We start from the raw sequence: 18,790 nt of genomic DNA on the forward strand, positions 1-18,790 counted from the left end.
CTCGGTAACAAAACACGTTAAAAACGCTGAATATAGTTTTTCAGGGCAGATTTTTACAACTTATTTTTTATTTTTCAGGCAGGAATCCTTTCTAACTTAACTTTTCCTTTAAGCCTGAAAAATAAAAAAGATCTATCACTTTAATTGAATACTCGCCACCTGTAGCGGAACAGGCTTATCTAACTCTGTTTTTTCGGTAGCTGCATCTTCTAACAATCCCTTAACAACCGCTTCCATAAGTTTCTCGCTGTCTTCCCCGAATTCCGCATCGGGAGCACGGTGTCCTTTTCGCTACACTCAAGAGGACTGAGAAACAGGATGCTGAGCTAACAAATCTATCTCTTTGTCATTTCCAGCCTTTTCCCTTGCTTCCTCTTCTTGTCTCACCCGGAAACCAATCAAATCAATTATCTTCGCTTTTTTGTATGTATGGATTGTTGAGCCGCCTTTTATATCGAGAGTCGTGAATTTTTCTTGACAATCATCCAGAATTTCTTTATGTGTAGTATAAAAACAATAAATTTCCTGTAATTATTTTTTATTCAGAGATTTATTTTTTAAAGTGGTTGTAAAATATTTGTCATAGGCTGGGACACATCCAAAAACTACCATCATTATCTTTGTAGCAAGAGTGGTTGTTACATTCAGAGGTTTATGTTTTAAGCTGCTGTGTTCCTCAAAATACCTTTTTTTGTAAGGCTCTATTTTATAGTTTTCATCGGAGAACAGTTTAACGACATCTTCTTCAAAATTTACAATTGCTCTAAATGCCTCTTCATTTACAGTTTTATCCTCTTTACAATAATCTTCCACATCTATTTCCCATAAACTCTTTTCTTCCGAGATTCTTTTAATCAAAACTTCGTAAACTTTTAAACTTCTATTATGCAGGGCTGAATTACGGTACATTCCCCAAGTCGCTAAAAAAAGTCCTAGCTGTAAGCATGATGTACTCATGTTTTCTGAAGAGGCGATATCTTTTGTTCTATTGTTTACATAGAAATCTCCGAAATAGTTATAACAATAATCGTAGGCAGCATATCTCTTGTATACTGTTGATTTGTCTTCTCTAAATCTAAAGCATTCATTCAAATGATTTTCAACACATTCTGAAGAAAGTTCATTTAAATTCATAAATCTAATTAGAATGTTAAACAATATAAAAATTATTATAATGTCTAGTTCCAAAATATTTTATGAATTTTTCAGAAAAATAGTATTAATACATAGAATGTTACAGTACAAGATAAAATTGGAAAACACAAGCTTCACTAAGATCTTTTTGAGCAAACTTAATTTGATCTGCTGTTCCTACTGAGTTTAGAAAAATGTGCTTAAAATATTAGTTATTTGCTAAGATAGTAAAAAACTCTTTTCCATCAACATGAAGATCAAGTTGATCTTTAGGAGGTAAAGAAGCCTTTTCCCAAGAGTTATGTGCCCCAAGCATACTCATATCAATAATTGCTTCCATTGAACGTACTCCATGTTTGTATTTTGATATTAATATAAGGGTTTTCAACAAGCTATTATCGATATTTGCGACTTGCTTAGTTTTACCGCTAGAATCAGTCTTTTTGTCAATTATACTCTGAGCTTTCTCTTCAATTAGGGAACGTAGTATAACCGCTCTACGGATTATGTAAGCATCATCATTCTTATCATTTTCATTTTTGTTTTCATCTAGTCTGTTAGGTCCAAGAATGTTAACATAGCCTCTCAGACGGCTAACAAAATCGGGACATTTTTCTGCTGTTGATCTCCTCGATGTCGAAGAATTTTCTATTAAATATTTTTTAGTATCAGGGCTAGTGGCAGTCTCTTCACAAAATTCTTGGAAACTCTTGTAGATACCGCCAGCAAAAACAAAAATTGATTTTCCAATAGGGTGCATACTACCACAGTCCATAAATTCACCGTCTTGCATAGGTGCTAAAAAGTATCTTAACCACCCAAGTGGTTGACCCTCAAAAGTACAATCAAACTCATCGAAAAAGACAAGTGGGATTTTTCCTTTGAGTGAAATATCTCTAATTCTATGAAACGCATTCGTTAAATCTTTCATTGAAGTAAATTGTGAAACGTTAAAGTCTATTTTATATACGTTTTCAGGATCGATACTTTTAGCAACTTCTGTTATTCCAAAAGATTTACCAGAGCCGGGAGACCCAAAAACTGAAACTGATAATGGTCTTGAGAACTGCCCTGAATTTAAATATCCTTCCATTATACTTTTCAGACTTCCAAAGCCTTCAATTTCTGCCCTATCCACAGTAGTTAGTTTCCCAAAATGCCCTGTAGGAAAGCCTTTGATAGCTGCCCATCCATTTTTTACAATATCTACAGCAACATCATCTAGTTTTATATTTCTATCCTTTGTTTTCTCTTTTAAAATACTCCAAAACATAGGATCAGGTTGATTATAACATTCAGTAAACGGTAGTACTGCACATTCTATATAATCTTCATCTTTTTTATTTAGAGGCAACTCCTCACAGAAATATTCATAAAATTTATTCTCGCATATCTTAATTCCATATCCTCTCCTCAGGAACTCTCTAGCATTTAATAAGCCTTCCTCAATACTTTCTTTTAAAGCCTCATCCGAAATTTTTCCTATTTTCAAATGATTAGATATTACTCTCGAAGCGAAGGAAGAAACAAAAACTATAGAGATCCCTCTCATCATACCAAACTTTTTATTATCCCAAAAAGCTCCTTCAACCGAAGATGGATCAAAGTATAGTTTTGGAGCGACGTTTCTATTTTGGCCATTATAGTGAATAACTCCTTCTGCTTTAAAGCGAACGACTACATTCTGTAGACTCTTTATCGGAGCTAATTTTTTGTTATGTTTTATTTCCCATAAAAATTCGAGGGCAGTTTTTTCCCAAGAGAGAGACCTACTTACATTTGCTCCTAACTTTCTCAAGTCTTCTGAATTTAAAATTAGAACTAGATTTTCTGTATGTTTTTCTACTATATTTTCCCATAATTTTCCTTCAAAAAGTGGAGGATACATATTATATATCACAACTGGATTTTTACTCCCATTTATTACTTTTGGCCATTTTTTTCCTTCATCGCGAAATCCATTTCCAGCATCATGAATTATGACAAAATCATGATCTCCTTCATCATCATTTATATCCAAAGGTTCTGGATATTCTTTATCGCCTGTAGGAGTGGTAAAGCCTAAGTATTTTTTAACCCTATATACCTGACTTTTGGAATTTGATTCCCAAGCGGGAAAGAGATCTAACTTCACATTTGTATGGAGAATTTGGGCGGAATCTTTTAACAAATCTATATTTTTACAGTTTTGATCTGTTATGCATTTGGAGATCTCACTCAAACTATTAGCCAACATTTTGGACAAAAGTATAGCACCCCCTAGTTGAGGAGATGCATTAACGCCTTCAAACAACCTCCAATTTATCTTTTCACTATTTGAGAAAGCATGTCTTGTCCAAAAAAACCAATCAACAGTAACATCACCAGCGACAACAATTTTAGGATTGGCAGTAATCATATTGACATCACAGTCACGGTATTTCATTTAATTGACATTAATTGATAAAATTATCTAGTTTAACTTTACCTAGTTTATATGTATGTTCTTTCCATTATATGTTACTTTTGAAAATTTATATTTTTTCTATTGACATGTACTTCTAGTATCGAGTTTTAAAAGCTATTCCCTTTCTCACTTTGCTTGAAAAATCCTGTTTTTTTGAAGTTTCTATAATTATATCTCGTTTTCAGGCGGCAGCCCCTTCTAACCTAACATTTCTTACGAGGCTAAAAAAACAAAATAAGATTAACTCACCTCAATTGAACACTCGCCACCTGTAACGGAACAGGCTTTTCTAACTCTCTTTTTTCAGTAACTGCTTCTTCTAATAAACCCTTCACAACCGCTTCCATAAGTTTCTCGCTATCTTCCCGAGACTTCCTTAGTTTTGCTTCAAGTTCATTACACAACCCCATGAACTGCTCGACCTTTTCAACGATGCGTTTTTGTTCTTCGAGGGGCGGAAGAGGAACTAAATTGTTCTTTAATTTTGTTCCGTTAAAATTAGCTTGCCCGCATTGTTGAGTAATTTCGGGTTCAATTTGTGTTTTTCTAAAGTAGTTAGAATTTAATGACATATTGACGAAGTCTGGAATTACGCACCTGTTGAACAGTGAAACTCTTATCAAGTAGGATGCTAAGGTGAAAGTATCGTCTTCACCCTTGAATATGCCTGTTTTACCAACTAACTCATAACTGTTTGTTCTGTTGAAAAGTAAATCATTGTGTTTAAGGAATAATCTGGGCAAATCCTTGATAGACTCCGGCACATACTTAAGATCATCATAAGTGATTTTCCCACTCTGAACGTTATTCATCCTTAGGACTGGAATTCCATCTCTAATTTCAGATGCTTTTTCAGAAGTTCCGTACTCTATATTCTTTGCAACTTTGTCTATCCTTACCCATTCCCAAGCTTCAGGCAACTCATAGGGCATTTCAGAAACTTCTATGAGTGGTGGCGCTTTGCTTTTTTTAATTTCACCCTTTGTAACAAACTTTTCTCTCTCAGTTTCAATTTTCTCAATCAAAACCCTCGCCGGCTCATCCTCTGGATTTTGAGGCACTAATTTTCCCTGAACCGCAAGCTGAAGAATTGCCTGCTTTAGTTTTTCTACATTTTCAGGGTTATCATAGAGAATACCAAAATTTTCACAAATGCGCCGCCAGTATTGTTCAAACTCTTCCTGATTTTCCGCGCCGAGCATCCTTTCGAGGGCAGCGCTGTTGAGTTTGCTCTGGATTTCTTGTTTTTTCAGGCGGCGGGCTTCGAGTTTGTCACAGAGAGCCATCAGTTCGTCGACTTTGGAAACTATGCGTTTTTGTTCAGTGAGGGGAGGGAGAGGAAAAAGAATTTGACTCATCACTTTTCCAGAGACTTCTTTGAAAGTAGTTCCTGAAGCGTTTTGATCGATTTCTTTTCCAGCGTGTTTTAAAAAATAATAAATGAATTCGTTCATCTCCATTATGAAAGGAATACATGACTTGAAACCTTGATTAGTAGCCAGGTCTGTAGCAGCTATAGCCACGTAGCCGATAGGTGCGCGACTAGAAAAAAGAACAGTTCCAGCAGGCATAAGCTGTGCAGAACTCTTTTTCAAACCAAGCTCACTTAAGTCTCTTCTTCCTTTTAAAACAAATTTCTCTTTAAGATTATATAGATCAGCGGGTGTTAACCATGCGATACCATCCTCCGAAAAATAATCTGGTTGGCTTGTTGTCGGAGTGCCTCCACCTACGATTTGACCAATATCCCTAAGATAAACCCACTTCCAAGTTTTAGGGAGTTCCAGAGGTACATCTTTTGATTTGATTGAAGGTAATGATTCTTCTTTTCTCAATTTCTTTTCCTTAATAAGTTTCTTTTTTTCAGCCTCAATTTTCTCAAGCAAAACACTTGTCGGTTCGTCATCCGGGTCCTGCTGTACAAGCTTCCCCATAACCGCAAGCTGCAAAATAAGTTCCCTTAACTTCTGAACTCCATTCGGCGCATCGGCAAACAGCTCGAAGTTTCTAAAAAAAACGTCCGGATTCATGCGTTTTTCCCTGCCAGCGCGTCCATGAGTTCGTTTTTGAGGGCGGTTCGGGTTTCTTCGATTTCGTCAAGCAGGGCTCTGTACTTTTCCAGCAGCTCTTCAGGGTCGCCGTGGTCGTTTTCAACGGTGTTCGGGTTTTTGATGTCGAGGTTGTAGTTGCTCGCTATAACGTCTTCGGCTTTGACTTTCCAGGCGAATTCGTTTTCTACCCTGTTGTCCCACCAGGCTTTTTCCGGGGCGAACTCTTCTATGCGCATGGGTTTGGTTTTGGAATAAGACTTGTAGCCGGCAGGGTAGGGGTGTTCGTAATACCAGATTTCTTTTGTCGGCTCGCCTTTCGTGAAAAATAGGAGGTTCGTTTTTATGCCGGTGTAGGGGTTGAAAACGCCGTTCGGGAGGCGCACAATTGTATGCAGGTTGCACTCCTGAAGGAGTTTTTCTTTAATGCGGGTCTTTGCGCCTTCCCCGAAAAGGGTTCCGTCAGGGAGGACTATCCCGCATCTGCCTCCGTCTTTTAAGACGTGCATAATAAGGACAAGGAAAAGGTCAGCGGTCTCGCGTGTCTGGAAGGCTGTGGGGAAATTTGTCTCGATGCCGTCTTCTTCCACGCCTCCGAATGGTGGATTTGTGACAATAACGTCCACGCGGTCTTTCGGGGTGTAGTCCCGAAGCGGGCGGGCAAGGGTGTTGTCGTGGCGGATTCTGGAAGGGACTTCTATTCCGTGCAGGAGCATATTGGTAATGCAGAGCAGGTGCGGGAGCTGCTTTTTCTCAAAGCCTGAGATCGATTCCTGCAAAATGCGGTGGTCTTCCACGGATTTCACGTACTTTTCACGGATATGCTCTATCGTGCTCGTCAGGAAGCCGCCTGTCCCGCAGGCAGGGTCAAGGACTTTTTCGCCCAGCTTCGGGTCAACCATGTCTACCATAAACTGTGTGACTGCACGAGGTGTGTAAAACTCGCCTGCGTTGCCTGCGCTCTGTAAATCTTTGAGGATTTTCTCGTAGATTGAGCCGAAGGTGTGCAGGTCTTTCGAATTCGTGAAGTCGATTTCATTGATTTTGTTAATGACCTGGCGGATCAGGGTCCCGTTTTTCATGTAGTTGTACGAGTCTTCAAAAACGTCCCTTACCACAAAGCCTCTGGGGTCATCTTCTTCGGAAAAAGTGAGGTTTTTCAGGGTCTTAAAGAGCTTCTCATTGATAAAGTCCAGCAGGGTGTCTCCGGTAATTCCCTCAGGGTCTTTCGCCCAGTTCCTCCAGCGCAGCTCTTCCGGGATTGGGGAAATATATTCCTCGTCCTCAAGTTCGTATTCTTCTTCTCTTGCATCGAATATTTTCAGGAACAGCATCCAGCCGAGCTGGCTTATGCGCTGGGCGTCTCCGTCCACGCCTGCGTCTTTCCGCATGATGTCCTGAATTCCTTTTATCGTTGTGTCAAGTGACATGTTTTTCCTTTCCCGCAAATTCAAAACGCTGTAAAAATAAATTGGAATACTAAATAAATTAGAATACTAAATAAATTGGAATACTAAATAAATTGGAATACTAAATAAATTGGAATACTATTTTGTACTCTCACATTTTTGTAATCCCACATAAGTCCTTCGAATCAGGTTCCATGAAACAATTCTTCAGAACCTGGATTTCCAGAGTTCAGGCTTCCAGCAATTCGGCTTCCTGCAAATAAAGCTGGGACTCAAGCCCCCTGACTGCTGCAAGAAAGCTGTTCTTGCCTCCGAAAAGTTTCACAATCTCAAGTGGTGTCCCTATCCTGTCAAAAGGCTGGATCTTAAGTACACTCATATCCTCAAGGTTTTCAATCCCGTCGTCTGCATACTTGTCAAGCAGCGCATCAAGGACTTCCTGTGCCTGTTTTCCGTATTCGCTGAAGTAGCTGCTCTTTTTAACCCTCTCAGCCCGTTCTTTTCTGCTCAGAGGAGGTTGGTCAAACGCAACGTGGCAGATAAGGTCAAAGGGGTCAAAGTCCTTTCCTACCTCCTCTGAAAGCGCATCGAACAAAACCCCCTTCTCTTCAAGTTCGGCAATTATAGCCTGTTTTTTCTCGGCTTCGTTCCAGTGCGTCAAAAAAGAGTCCAGAGATTCGAAGTCCTTGAGCATGGTCTTACGGGTATAGTCTTTCAGGGATTCGGTAATCAGTTTTCCGTCCGATCCGTAGTACTGCGTGCGCTCGGTAAGAACTTCAACGCCAACGTCATCCACAAAATATTTTTCCCTGTCTGTTTCCCCTTCCGGATCTCTGGAACCACCATGCCCATTTTCTCCAGGTCCGTATATCTCCACGGGCTCGCCGTCAAAATCAGGGTCAGCAAAGAGTTCAGTAGCCTTCTTGAAGTCCATTATCGTAAAATAGTACTTCCCGTAATCCTCATTTATCCGTGTCCCTCTGCCTATAATCTGCTTGAATTCGGTCATTGACTGGATTCTCTTGTCAAGGACTATCAGCTTGCAGGTCTGGGCGTCCACTCCTGTGCTCATCAGTTTCGAGGTCGTGGCAATAACAGGATAGCGGCTCTCAGGATTTATGAAATTGTCAAGTTCGGCTTTTCCTTCCTGGTTGTCCCCTGTAATCCGCATAACGTACTTTCGGTTTTCCCCTGCAAGGTCAGGGTTTTCGTTAACAAGAGCTTCCCTCATCCTTTCCGCATGGTCTATATTCTCACAGAAAACGATGGTCTTGTCAAAACGGTCATTTGCTTTCAAAAACTCGCTTACTTTCTTTGCGACCAGTTCAGTCCTCTTTTCAAGCACAAGGTCCCTGTCAAAGTCTTTCTGGTTGTAAATCCGGTCCTCTATTGTTCTGCCGTATTTGTCCGTTTTGCCTTTTTCCGGCCTCCAGCCTGCAAGGTCCTTATCGAGGTCTATACGGATAACCCTGTAAGGCGCAAGGAAACCGTCTTCGATTCCCTGTTTCAGGGAATATGTGTAGATGGGCTCTCCGAAGTAATGGATATTGGAAACGTCTTTTGTCTCTTTCGGGGTTGCAGTCAGCCCGATCTGCGTTGCCGAAGAGAAATATTCGAGTATTTCCCTCCATGCGGAATCTTCAGCCGCGCTTCCCCTGTGGCATTCGTCCACAATCACAAGGTCAAAAAAGTCAGGGGAAAACTGTTTGTAGATGTTTTTCTCTTCTTCTGTGCCTGAAACAGCCTGATAGAGGGACAGGTAAATTTCGTAGGATTTTTCAGCCTCCCGGTTCTTGATTTTTGTCATTGCCTTCCCGAAATGCTTGAAATCGTTAATTTTTGTCTGGTCAACAAGGATGTTTCTGTCTGCCAGGAAAAGGATTCTTTTTTTCACCCCTGCCTTCCAGAGGCGCCAGATGATCTGAAATGCCGTGAGAGTCTTTCCCGTACCTGTTGCCATAACCAGCAGGATTCTGTCCTGCCCTTTTGCAATTGCCTCTATTGTCCGGTTAATTGCTATACGCTGATAATATCGCAGGGATTTCTGCCGATCGGAAAAATAGTCCTGGGTTACGATCCTCTGCCTGTCTTCGTCAAGCCCCTTCCATTCGCAGTATTTCCGCCAGAGAAATTCAGGGGAAGGAAATTTGTCCAGAGAAATTTCCTCTTCTACCTTTCCAAGAGTGCCTGTCCTGTCGTGGAGCAAAAAGGCATCCCCATTCGAGCTGAATGCAAAAGGAATGTCCAGCATCTCAGCATACATGAGCGCCTGCTGCATGCCCTCTCCAACCGTGTAAATATTCCTCTTTGCTTCCACAACTGCAAGAGGAAGGTTGGGTTTATAGGAAAGAATATAGTCAGCTCTCTTTGGTTTTCCTCTGCTCGCAGATGAACCTTTAACAATAATCCTTCCCCTGGTAAGGTTTACTTCTTCCCGGATCTGTTTTTCTTCCCAGTTAGCCCTTTTGATCGCAGGCGTGATAAACTTTGAGCAAATATCCCGCTCACTCAGTTCTTTTTTATTTACCTCTTCCATTTACAGTCATCCAGCGGAATTTACTAACACTCTAGACGGTAATTAATATAAGTGCAGTCACTACTTATACTTTTAAATTTCTTGTGTTTTTGAATTCCTGCCGGCTTAATTATTTTTCAGCATGCTCCGCCTATTTTTGTATTTCCTTACAAAGTGTTATACTGTTAATATAATATTATACGATTTAATACTTAATTATTTTATTAAGATATTGATTATACGCATGCGTCGAAGTTATTCGTTAAAAATAATATATACCCCAAATGCGTAGTATAACTTGTGTTCTCATCAATTGAACACCCACAGCAAACAACACCTACTCCAAAAGATCTACCCCACTAAAGTATTAAAAAACGAAAAACTCTCAACCCACAAGTCAAATAACTCCAACCTCTTCCCAAACTAAAGACTTAGAAAGTTAAATCTTTTAGATGCCTTTCGGAACTTCCAGGTATTTAGATGGGAACGCAAACTCTTTTAAAATTAACCTAAAATTATCTGAAATTTCCTGCACTGAATTTTCCACGTTAAATTAACAATTTTGAAATTCCCTAAGTCAAACTGTTTCATTAAGTTTCAATATTTCAACATCACACAATTTTTAAAATTTCTGTAATTATAAACTTATTATATTTCTGTAATTACAAACTTATTATATTGCTGATATAATCTTAGATCATTAAACTAATGTTATTCCGGTTCTATTATGATTATATCTCCTCATTACGATTATTCGTTAAAAATAATATATACTCCAGGTGCATAGTATAACTTGCGTTCTCATCAAATGAACACCAACCAGCAAACAACACCTACTCCAAAAGATCTACCCACAAAATAACTGAATATTGAAAAACTCTCAACCCACAAGTCAAATACCTCAAACCTCTTCCCAAACCAAAAATTCAAAAAGTTAAATCTTTTAGACGCCTTTCGGAAACTCCAGGTATTTCAGATGGGAACGCAACCTTTTCTAACAAAGCTAAATAACTTTTTTAACAAAATTAAATAAAACAGCAGCATAATTTTTCTATTCTCAGAGCTTCAAAATCTGTTTTCTTCTTCCTGGATATCCTGACCCTTTCCGGCTTTTTTCATAATCCCTTCTGCAGCCATAATTCCGGTTGCAGCGGCATTTACTATATCCCTTGAGAGGCCTGCACCGTCTCCTGCTGCAAAGAGGTTTTTGATGCTGGTTTCCATATGGCGGTCCACGTCCAGGTGCATGGCATAGAACTTGACTTCAGGAGCGTAAAGCAGGGTCGAGTCCGAAGCAACGCCGGGGATAATCTCGTTTAAGGTCTCAAGGCCTTCAATTATGTCCATGACTATCCTGTGAGGAAGAGCCATTGAGATATCGCCAGGTGTCACGTCTTTTAATGTATTTATGACCAGGTTTCTGGCAAGGCGCTCTTTTGTTGACCGCCGTCCGCGCCTCAGGTCTCCCATGCGCTGCAGGACTGGTTTTCCTCCTCCGATCGTTGTCGCGAGTTTCGCAATTGAGCGGGCGTATTTTGTAGTGTTTTCCATGGGTTCTGTAAGTTCTATACGGACAAGGAATGCAAAGTTGGTATTTTCTGACTCCTTATTTGCCATGGAATGCCCGTTTGTTGCAATAAAGTCCTCGTATTCTTCTTTCACGACAAAACCGCGCCTGTTGGTGCAGAATGTCCTTACAAAGTCGTCATATCGGCGGCTCTGGATATGGAATTTAGGGTCACGGTTGATTTTAGTAACAGGGTCCATAATAATAGCAGGGACTTCGACTCTGACCCCTATGTCAATTCCGCCGTAACGGGCTTTCAGGTCATGTTTTTCTATCATTTCCGAAACCCAGTTGCAGCCCCTTCTTCCTGGAGACAGGAGCACATAGTTTGCGCGGATAACCCTCCCGCCTGAGAGTATAACTCCTTTGCATTCCTTTCCTTCTATCAAAAGGTCATGGACTTCGGTTTCAATCAGGAAATCCACTCCTTTATCAACAAGATCCTGTTTGAAGCGCCCGATGAGTGCAGGTGCATTGTCCGAGCCTATATGCCTCTGTTTGATCTCTATAAACCGGGCTCCGACAGAAGCAGCCCTGCGTTTTAATTCCTCTACTTCCGGGCCTTCTGTAAGAAGGGCAGTCTGGGGTGCACCGAATTTAAGGAAAACCTTATCGACCCTGTCAACCAGCTCCCAGGCTTCAGTCTGGTCTCCGGTAAGGGCTGCCAGGTCACCTCCTATGTCAGGCCGAAGGTTAAGTGTCCCGTCAGAAAATGTCCCGCAGCCTCCAACCCCGCACATTATCTCGCACGGTGCACAGTGCTTGCAGTAGCTAAGGGCTTTCATAGGGCAGGAGCGCTTATCAATGTCCCTGCCCATATCAATAACAAGAATTTCCATCTTCCCGGCTGCAAGCTCGTAAGCCGCAAACATCCCTGCAGGTCCTGCTCCTATAATCACGACATCATATGCGGAGCCTATCTTTTCTATCTCAATAGCCTGGTTTTCGTCACCCATGGGCAACCCCCTTAGTTTTTGCTCAAACATCAGAAAAACTTATTAATTTCCTTAATATTATCAATAAAAATTTTTTCATAAAATGCAGCGAACTTCACATTATTTCCGCAAATAAATATATCCCTGATTCGTATTTACATTTTCCTTATGCCGCATCCACAGCCGCGGTATAGGGTATTACTGGCAAAAATCAGCAATAAATCTAATACATGTCCCCGAATGTGAAGTGTGCCTGTGAAATTCAACAGGCTACTTTTTTAACAGCTATTTATCTAACAGCTACTTCTTTCAGTTCAGATATTAACCTGAAATCTCAACAATCAGGGACTTGTTTAACTGAGATCTCTGTTACTGAGATCTCTGTTTATATTCACATTTATTTCAGTCCTCAGTTTGCGGATCAATTACCTGATTGACCTGTTACTGAATGAAAGAAATTGCAAGCATAACGCCCATAAATAGGCAGGTATACATCAGTATGAAAAACAACTTTTGCAAATAACCTTCCTCCTATTCCCACTTTATTCATTATCTTTCCCACTAATTAACATATATGGAGGTCTCAGTATAAAAAACTTTCACCAATAAATTTTAATATTTATTTAAAGTTATGTCCTTGCCAGAAAAGAAAAGCCAGAAAAGAAAAGCCAGAAAAGAAAAGTTCGAAAAAAACCAGGAAAATGGAAATACTTTGGAAAACTCTTCTTCAGCTCATTTTTCTAATAAACAATTTTTTGACTGCTTTTTTCTCTTTACTTTCAGGATCCCCGTTTTCTGCGGCTTCAAAAAGCTCGATCCATGCCCTGAAATGGTAATCACTGCCTGCTCCAAGGTCCCTGATCCTTATCTGTAAAGGCTTTTCTTTTGTGGCTCGCTGTTGCCCTGCGAGTTTCTGATGAAATGTTTTTGCTGCGGCTTTTTCCGGGGTAGGGGCTGAAACAACTCCGATCATTCCCCCATTTTCATCCGTGGCAATGAAGGTCTTTTCCTTTTTTTCCTTCCCTGCCTGAGGCTCCTGATTTATGTTTTCCCTCCTGAGCTGCCTTCTTACCCTGTCAAGGGCATCTCCTGAACTCTTTTTTTGCTGTGTGGCCGGCCGGGCAGGTCTGGTTTCTGAAAGGTGTTTTTCTTTTTTTTCGGGCGGGATGTAGGGGACTTTTCCCAGGAGTTCGTGCAGGAGCATGATTGCAGCGTGCTTGTCAAGGGGCTCGTTGTTATTCCCGCATTTGGGAGACTGGATACAGCTCGGGCAGCCGCTTTCACAGGGGCAGCTCTCGATTGCTTTTAAGGTGCCATCCAATACCTCTTCAATGAGATCATAACCTTTTTCGGCATACCCGACTCCTCCCCTGTGCCCGTCATAAATGAATATCCCGCTTTTGCCTCCGAGGTCTTGATGGGATGGAGTTGAAACCCCGCCTACATCGCTCCTGTCCACAAGCAGGTGCAGGGGGTACATGGAAATCATTGCATGTTCAACAGCATGGATCCCGCCTGCAAAATCAAGTTTATGGTCTCCTATCATTTCCTGCAGCCTGTCGGGCAGTTTGAGCCAGAGCGCGACAGTCTGGAGGGTAATGGGAGGCATTTCAATATCATGAGCGCTCATCGTCTCGTCGCTGTGGGTCCTTATTTTCCTGTAACCTGCTATCCTGTCCGTTACCTCAACTTCTCCAAGCCCTACCTCCACCTCAGGAGCGTGCAAAAGAGGCTTTGCTGCATAAGTCTCCTGGACCACGACCGACGAGTCTATCATCGGTTTTGTGTAATAGCTGTCGTGCGTCTTTATAGCGTGAATTTCCCTTTTCTCATGGTCTATCCCGTTTATGTAAAAGGGTTCTCCCCTGTGCATATAGACCGCACCCGGATGGCATTCCCGGAAAGCCAGGGTCTCTTCAATCTCTTTTTCAATAGGAAAGCTCCTTTCCCCCTCAAAGGCGAGCAGAGAATAAGTATTATTATCTATTCCCCTCAGGGAGACCTGTTTATAAGGGAAAGGATCGGTAGAATATTTCATGTCACTTCCAGCAAGCAGCCCTTCCGCTTCCAGGAGCTCAACAACTCTTGAGTATCCGCCGCCAAAATACTTTTCATCCGATTCCCTTAGAGGTATTTCTTTTGCTGCGCAGAGCAGGTGCCCTGCAAGGATGTAGGGATTTTTGGGGTTAAGAACGGCGTTTTCACTGCTTCTTGCAAAAAAGTCAGCCGGGTTTCGCATATAGTACTGGTCGAGGGCATTTGTCCCGGCTACCATCAGGACAAGGCTTTCATTCCCGCTCCTGCCCGCCCTTCCTGCCTGCTGCCTTGCACTCATTACCGTTCCCGGATAGCCGTCAAGGATGCAGACATCAAGCCCCCCTATATCTATCCCGAGTTCGAGGGCATTTGTGGAAATAACGCCTCTGAGCTCTCCCGAATTCATTTTCTTTTCGATTTCTTCTCTTTCCCGGTCAAAATATCCGCTCCTGTAAGGGCAGATTGCAGAGGGAAGCCCCCGGTCCCTTAAAAGTTCCATGCAGCTCCTGTACATCCTCTCCACACCCTGCCTTGACCGGGTAAAAGCCAGTGTCTGGAGTCCTGCCTGGACTGCCCGCGTGAAAAGGGCAGAGGCTTCGGAAAAGCTGCTTCTCCTTACTGTGCACCCTCTCCCGTTCATGTAAAGAGGCGGGTTCCAGAACACAAACTTCTGGGGCCCCTGTAAAGACCCGTTATTTTCAACCACCACGGCTTCCCTTCCCAGAAGGGTTTCAGTGTGGTCTTCAGGGTTCCCTATAGTCGCCGAGCAGCAGATAAACTGCGGGGAAGCCCCGTAATATTCCGCAACCCTGAGGAGCCTTCTCAGCACGTTTGCCATATTGCTCCCTATAACTCCCCTGTAGTAATGGCTCTCATCAACAACAATGAACCTGAGGTTTGAAAAAAAGCGCCTCCACAGGTGGTGCCAGGCAAGAAAACTCATGTGCACCATCTCAGGGTTCGTAAACACAATATTCGTCTTTCCATTCCTGATTTTTCTCTTCTGGTCCGCGCTCAGAGCACCTGTATAGCGGGCTATGCCTGCACCGGAATTTAATGCACCTTCAAATTCGAGGAAAGCTTTTAGCTGATCATTTACAAGGGCGTTCAGGGGAGAAATATAAAGAGCAGTAGCCTCAGGGTCCTTCAGGACAGCTTCAAAAACAGGTATCATGTAAGTAAGGGATTTTCCGCTTGCCGTGCTTGTACAGAGCACCAGGTCTTTTCCTTCCCTTACCTTTTCTATAGCTTCAGCCTGATGGGAATAAAGGGCTTCAATTCCTGTGCCTGAAAGTGCAGCTTTTATCCGTACTTCCAGTTCAAGAGGCGCATAACATGCATCCCTTGCTGGTGTTTCTTCAATATGGACTATCTGGTTTTCATAGCGGATGGAAGCTTTTATTTCATTCAGCAGGCAGGAAATTTCCATTTTTCTACTCCACGTTTTCTACTTTTGTTTCACTTTCATTTCACTTTTGTTTCACTTTCATTTCACTTTTGTTTCACTTTCATTTCACTTTCATTTCACTTTCATTTCACTTTCATTATGTCATGCTCTGCAAATTCGGACAGGAGCTAATTTTCCGGAGCAGTATTTATTTTAATTTTCAGGCATGGATAAATGTTATGCTTTTACCTGATCCGGGTCCGCCAGCTCTATCAGCAGGAACGGCGCGGACGGGATAAAAGATACAGGCTTGCCATGGAGTAATATTAATCTATTGATTGCCTGTGAGCCAGTTCAGTATGGATATTCGATGAATTTTGCTGCCGAGCTACATTCAAGAGACCAGTATATAAGTTCCTCTAACCCGTCCATCATCGTTCTCCATGCCAGATCAGTCCTGTCCCGCTCGATGCAGGAGAGTAGCCCTTCCCAAAATTCAAAAAAAGAGAACTGGCATATATAAGTCCAATTCTGCACGTATCGTTTTCCGGTATACAAACAATCAGAATTCAACTTTCGGAGTTTCCCTTTCTGCTTGCGGAGTTTCGAATAAGTCTTTCTTTCCGAATCCCGAGAGAGATGCGACAATGTTTTTGGGGATCGTCTGGATGCTGATGTTGTACTTCATGACAGTATCATTATAAAACTGCCTTGCATAGGCTATTTTGTTTTCAGTATCCATGAGGTCTTTCTGGAGCTGCAAAAAGTTCTGGTTGGCTTTAAGGTCGGGATAATTTTCCGCAACTGCGAACAGGGACCTGAGGGTTGAGGACAGGTAATTTGACGCTTCTGCTGTTTCATTGACACCGTTTGCAGACATTACAGCAGCCCTGGCTTTTGTAACATTTTCCAAAAGGGCCTTTTCGTGCCCTGCATACCCTTTTACTGTCTCTACAAGGTTGGGGATAAGGTCATAACGTCTTTTAAGCTGTACCTCTATCTGGGCCCAGGCGTTTTCTACCCTGTTTCTCTGTTTTATAAGGTCATTATAAATTATAACGAACAGCAAACCAAGAATTATTGCTGCTATTATTAGAATTTCTGTTATCATTATAGATCACCTTCTCCTTCGTTAACTCCTTCCTTCCATCACTGTTTCTTTTGTCACTTTTTCCTTCTTTCATCAGTTACTTTGACCACGGTTTTCTTTAAAAGTATTTTATCGGGCTCCTCCTCCTCCACCGCCCGAGCCGCCTCCAACACCGCCCACTCCGCCTCCGCTTCCGCTCGAAGATGGGGCAGATGATGTGTAAGCACTCCCAAACCCGGAACCGAACTGGCCATAGCTGTGGTGCACATAGTAAAAGTGGCTTGCTTTAAGCTGTTCAGCAGGAACGACTAAGGACATATTTTTAAGGACTTCTTCTGCGACTCCAAGGGCGGTTGCATAAACAAGATATGAGTCCCAGAGTTCGATTGATTCCGGGGGATGTTCCTTGAGCGCGGAAAAATCTGTGAGGTATTTTTTGAAGTTAGCCCATTTTTTATAATAGAGCCTTCCTTCAGGAGTCCAGCGCCCGAGGACTTTTTCAAACGCGCTGGAGAAAATTATCATAACTACTGAAAAGACTGTGATAAAAGCCACCAGCAAATTGGCAATGGATGCGAGGGGAAATGCATCTGAAGGGAAATAATTGGATAGTATGATAAAATAAGCAATTGCTACGATCAGAATTGCAATGCTGAAAATAACCATGTATTTATTTCCTGTTGACCGGAAGAGTTTTTCAATCACGACATGCTTTTCAACCTTCTTATTCCATGCAGTGATAAATTCATAGAAGCCGGTTCCTTTTCCAAGTTCTTTTTTCAACCTGGCCCATGAAATTTTGTTTCCTGAAGAATGTTTTTTCAATAAGTTGAGCACGTCTTTCTCGAAGTCTTCCAGTTTCGGGAGGTCTCCCCTAGCTCCTGAATACGACACCGGGCTGGCAATTTCAATTAAAATGTCTTCATCCTCGGATTTGAAAAGGCTCAGTGCCCTTCGTTCTTCAGATTTTACAGTCCTGAGAGAAATGTAACCAAGGTTAGCAAGGTTCATTACCGTAGCAGTAAACCCGTCCATCGTGGGGGTGCCTATTTTTCCCCGCATAATGGCATTGACAACTGCTGGTCTGGATGCCGTAGGCGGCTCTCTTTCATATATTGCTTCGTAACCAATTTCCGGTTCTCTCCCGTACCTCAAATAAATGAAAAGTGGCAGTGCAAGGGCAATGAGAGTGGATAAAATTATCAGCCCGTAAAGGCCTTTTAAAATCGAGCCTTTTTGCTGATATTCATTTTCAATAGCAAGAATTTCTTCAAGGCCCTCTGCATCGTCTATCTTGACAAAGCTGGAATCGGGAGACTCTATCCTTGGAAAAACAACCCTGATTTCATACCATTGATATGAAGGAATTTCTTTTGTCCTTAAATTTACCACATTTTTTTCCACATCGATATTCCGGGTATAGCCGGTCGGATGGATCCAGTACTGAAGCTCATTCTCGCTTTCCACAGGGAGCGTAATGTTTCCTCTCAGGTTTCCGAGGGGCTTTTCCCATTCTTCACCCCAGAGCTTATAATGGAATTCCGAAATATCTCTGTGGACCTTGACTGCGCCGTAATGGTCATAAGAAATAAAAAAAGTCACTTTTTCTGGAGTGGGGGAAGGAAGTTCGCCTATCAGCTCATAGCCTCTGGAAGTCTCTTCTACTCTGAACCTGCACGCTTCATCTGAACAATGCCCTGTAATATTCTGGATTGATTCCCCGGGCGGCACTTCCAGGATTCTAAATACTTCACTGTAATCTCCATCAAATGTATATGAAATCGATTCTTCAACATGAACCAGGCCTCTGGAATCTATAGTTATACTCGTTCCTGCTTCTTCCAGAGCATAGTCTCTAGCACTGGCTGAAGGCACCAGACAGAGAAAGACAAGCAGAATAACAGTTGTTATAGCTATTTTTAAGACCGCAGAATTAGTATTTATTTCTCTGACAGGTTCAGCAGAGCCTTTTGAAAATCTCAACCGGAATCCTCCAACTCTATATTATCTTTTGGATATTAATATTTTATTGGAGTTTTAAGTAAAAAAACAGAACGAAAATAAAAAAGAGACCAAAAGAGGCAGTCTGTAATTTGGAAACATAAAATCTTTAAAAGCTGGCAGTTCTTTCAATTTGTTTTCTCAGTTTTACAGTGGTCTCTATTATTACAGAGTACTATTACAGAGTGCTATTACAGAGTACTATTACAGAGTACTTATTA

Annotated in this window: 9 protein-coding genes; all 9 read right to left on the bottom strand. The window is 41.8% G+C overall.

Annotation, left to right across the window (positions count from 1 at the left end; translation table 11 throughout):
- Positions 1–531: 531 nt before the first annotated feature.
- Positions 532–1,134: a hypothetical protein gene (locus tag M886_RS18330; RefSeq protein WP_152558022.1), complete on the bottom strand. Its 603-nt coding sequence runs from the start codon at positions 1,132–1,134 to the stop codon at positions 532–534.
- Between the two features lie 208 nt (positions 1,135–1,342).
- Entirely contained in the window at positions 1,343–3,559 is a 2,217-nt protein-coding gene (locus M886_RS10645; protein ID WP_080927504.1) for an AAA family ATPase, read from the bottom strand.
- Positions 3,560–3,825: 266 nt separating this feature from the next.
- Positions 3,826–5,610 carry a restriction endonuclease subunit S gene (locus tag M886_RS10650; protein WP_052724824.1) on the bottom strand — a complete coding sequence of 595 codons (1,785 nt, stop codon included), beginning with the start codon at positions 5,608–5,610 and terminating at the stop codon, positions 3,826–3,828.
- Positions 5,607–7,058 (bottom strand): HsdM family class I SAM-dependent methyltransferase, encoded by a 1,452-nt coding sequence (locus M886_RS10655; RefSeq protein WP_048043492.1) that lies wholly within the window; start codon positions 7,056–7,058, stop codon positions 5,607–5,609. Before M886_RS10655 ends, M886_RS10650 begins: the two co-directional genes overlap by 4 nt.
- 208 nt (positions 7,059–7,266) lie before the next feature.
- Positions 7,267–9,573 (bottom strand): EcoAI/FtnUII family type I restriction enzme subunit R, encoded by a 2,307-nt coding sequence (hsdR, locus tag M886_RS10660; protein WP_048051148.1) that lies wholly within the window; start codon positions 9,571–9,573, stop codon positions 7,267–7,269.
- A 1,044-nt stretch (positions 9,574–10,617) separates the two neighbouring features.
- Positions 10,618–12,075 (bottom strand): NAD(P)/FAD-dependent oxidoreductase, encoded by a 1,458-nt coding sequence (locus M886_RS10665; protein WP_048051149.1) that lies wholly within the window; start codon positions 12,073–12,075, stop codon positions 10,618–10,620.
- Positions 12,076–12,781: 706 nt separating this feature from the next.
- The gene (locus M886_RS10670; protein ID WP_048051150.1) at positions 12,782–15,520 is read right to left on the bottom strand and encodes a DEAD/DEAH box helicase; all 2,739 of its coding nucleotides are present in this window, start codon (positions 15,518–15,520) and stop codon (positions 12,782–12,784) included.
- Between the two features lie 520 nt (positions 15,521–16,040).
- Complete coding sequence (locus tag M886_RS10680; protein WP_015412672.1) at positions 16,041–16,589, bottom strand: LemA family protein; 549 nt, start codon at positions 16,587–16,589, stop codon at positions 16,041–16,043.
- Between the two features lie 108 nt (positions 16,590–16,697).
- A complete protein-coding gene (locus M886_RS10685) occupies positions 16,698–18,551 on the bottom strand; it encodes a DUF2207 domain-containing protein (protein WP_048051151.1) in 1,854 nt (617 codons plus the stop codon).
- Positions 18,552–18,790 lie beyond the last annotated feature (239 nt).

It is taken from the genome of Methanosarcina soligelidi (genome assembly GCF_000744315.1).
Taxonomy (GTDB): Archaea; Halobacteriota; Methanosarcinia; order Methanosarcinales; family Methanosarcinaceae; genus Methanosarcina; species Methanosarcina mazei.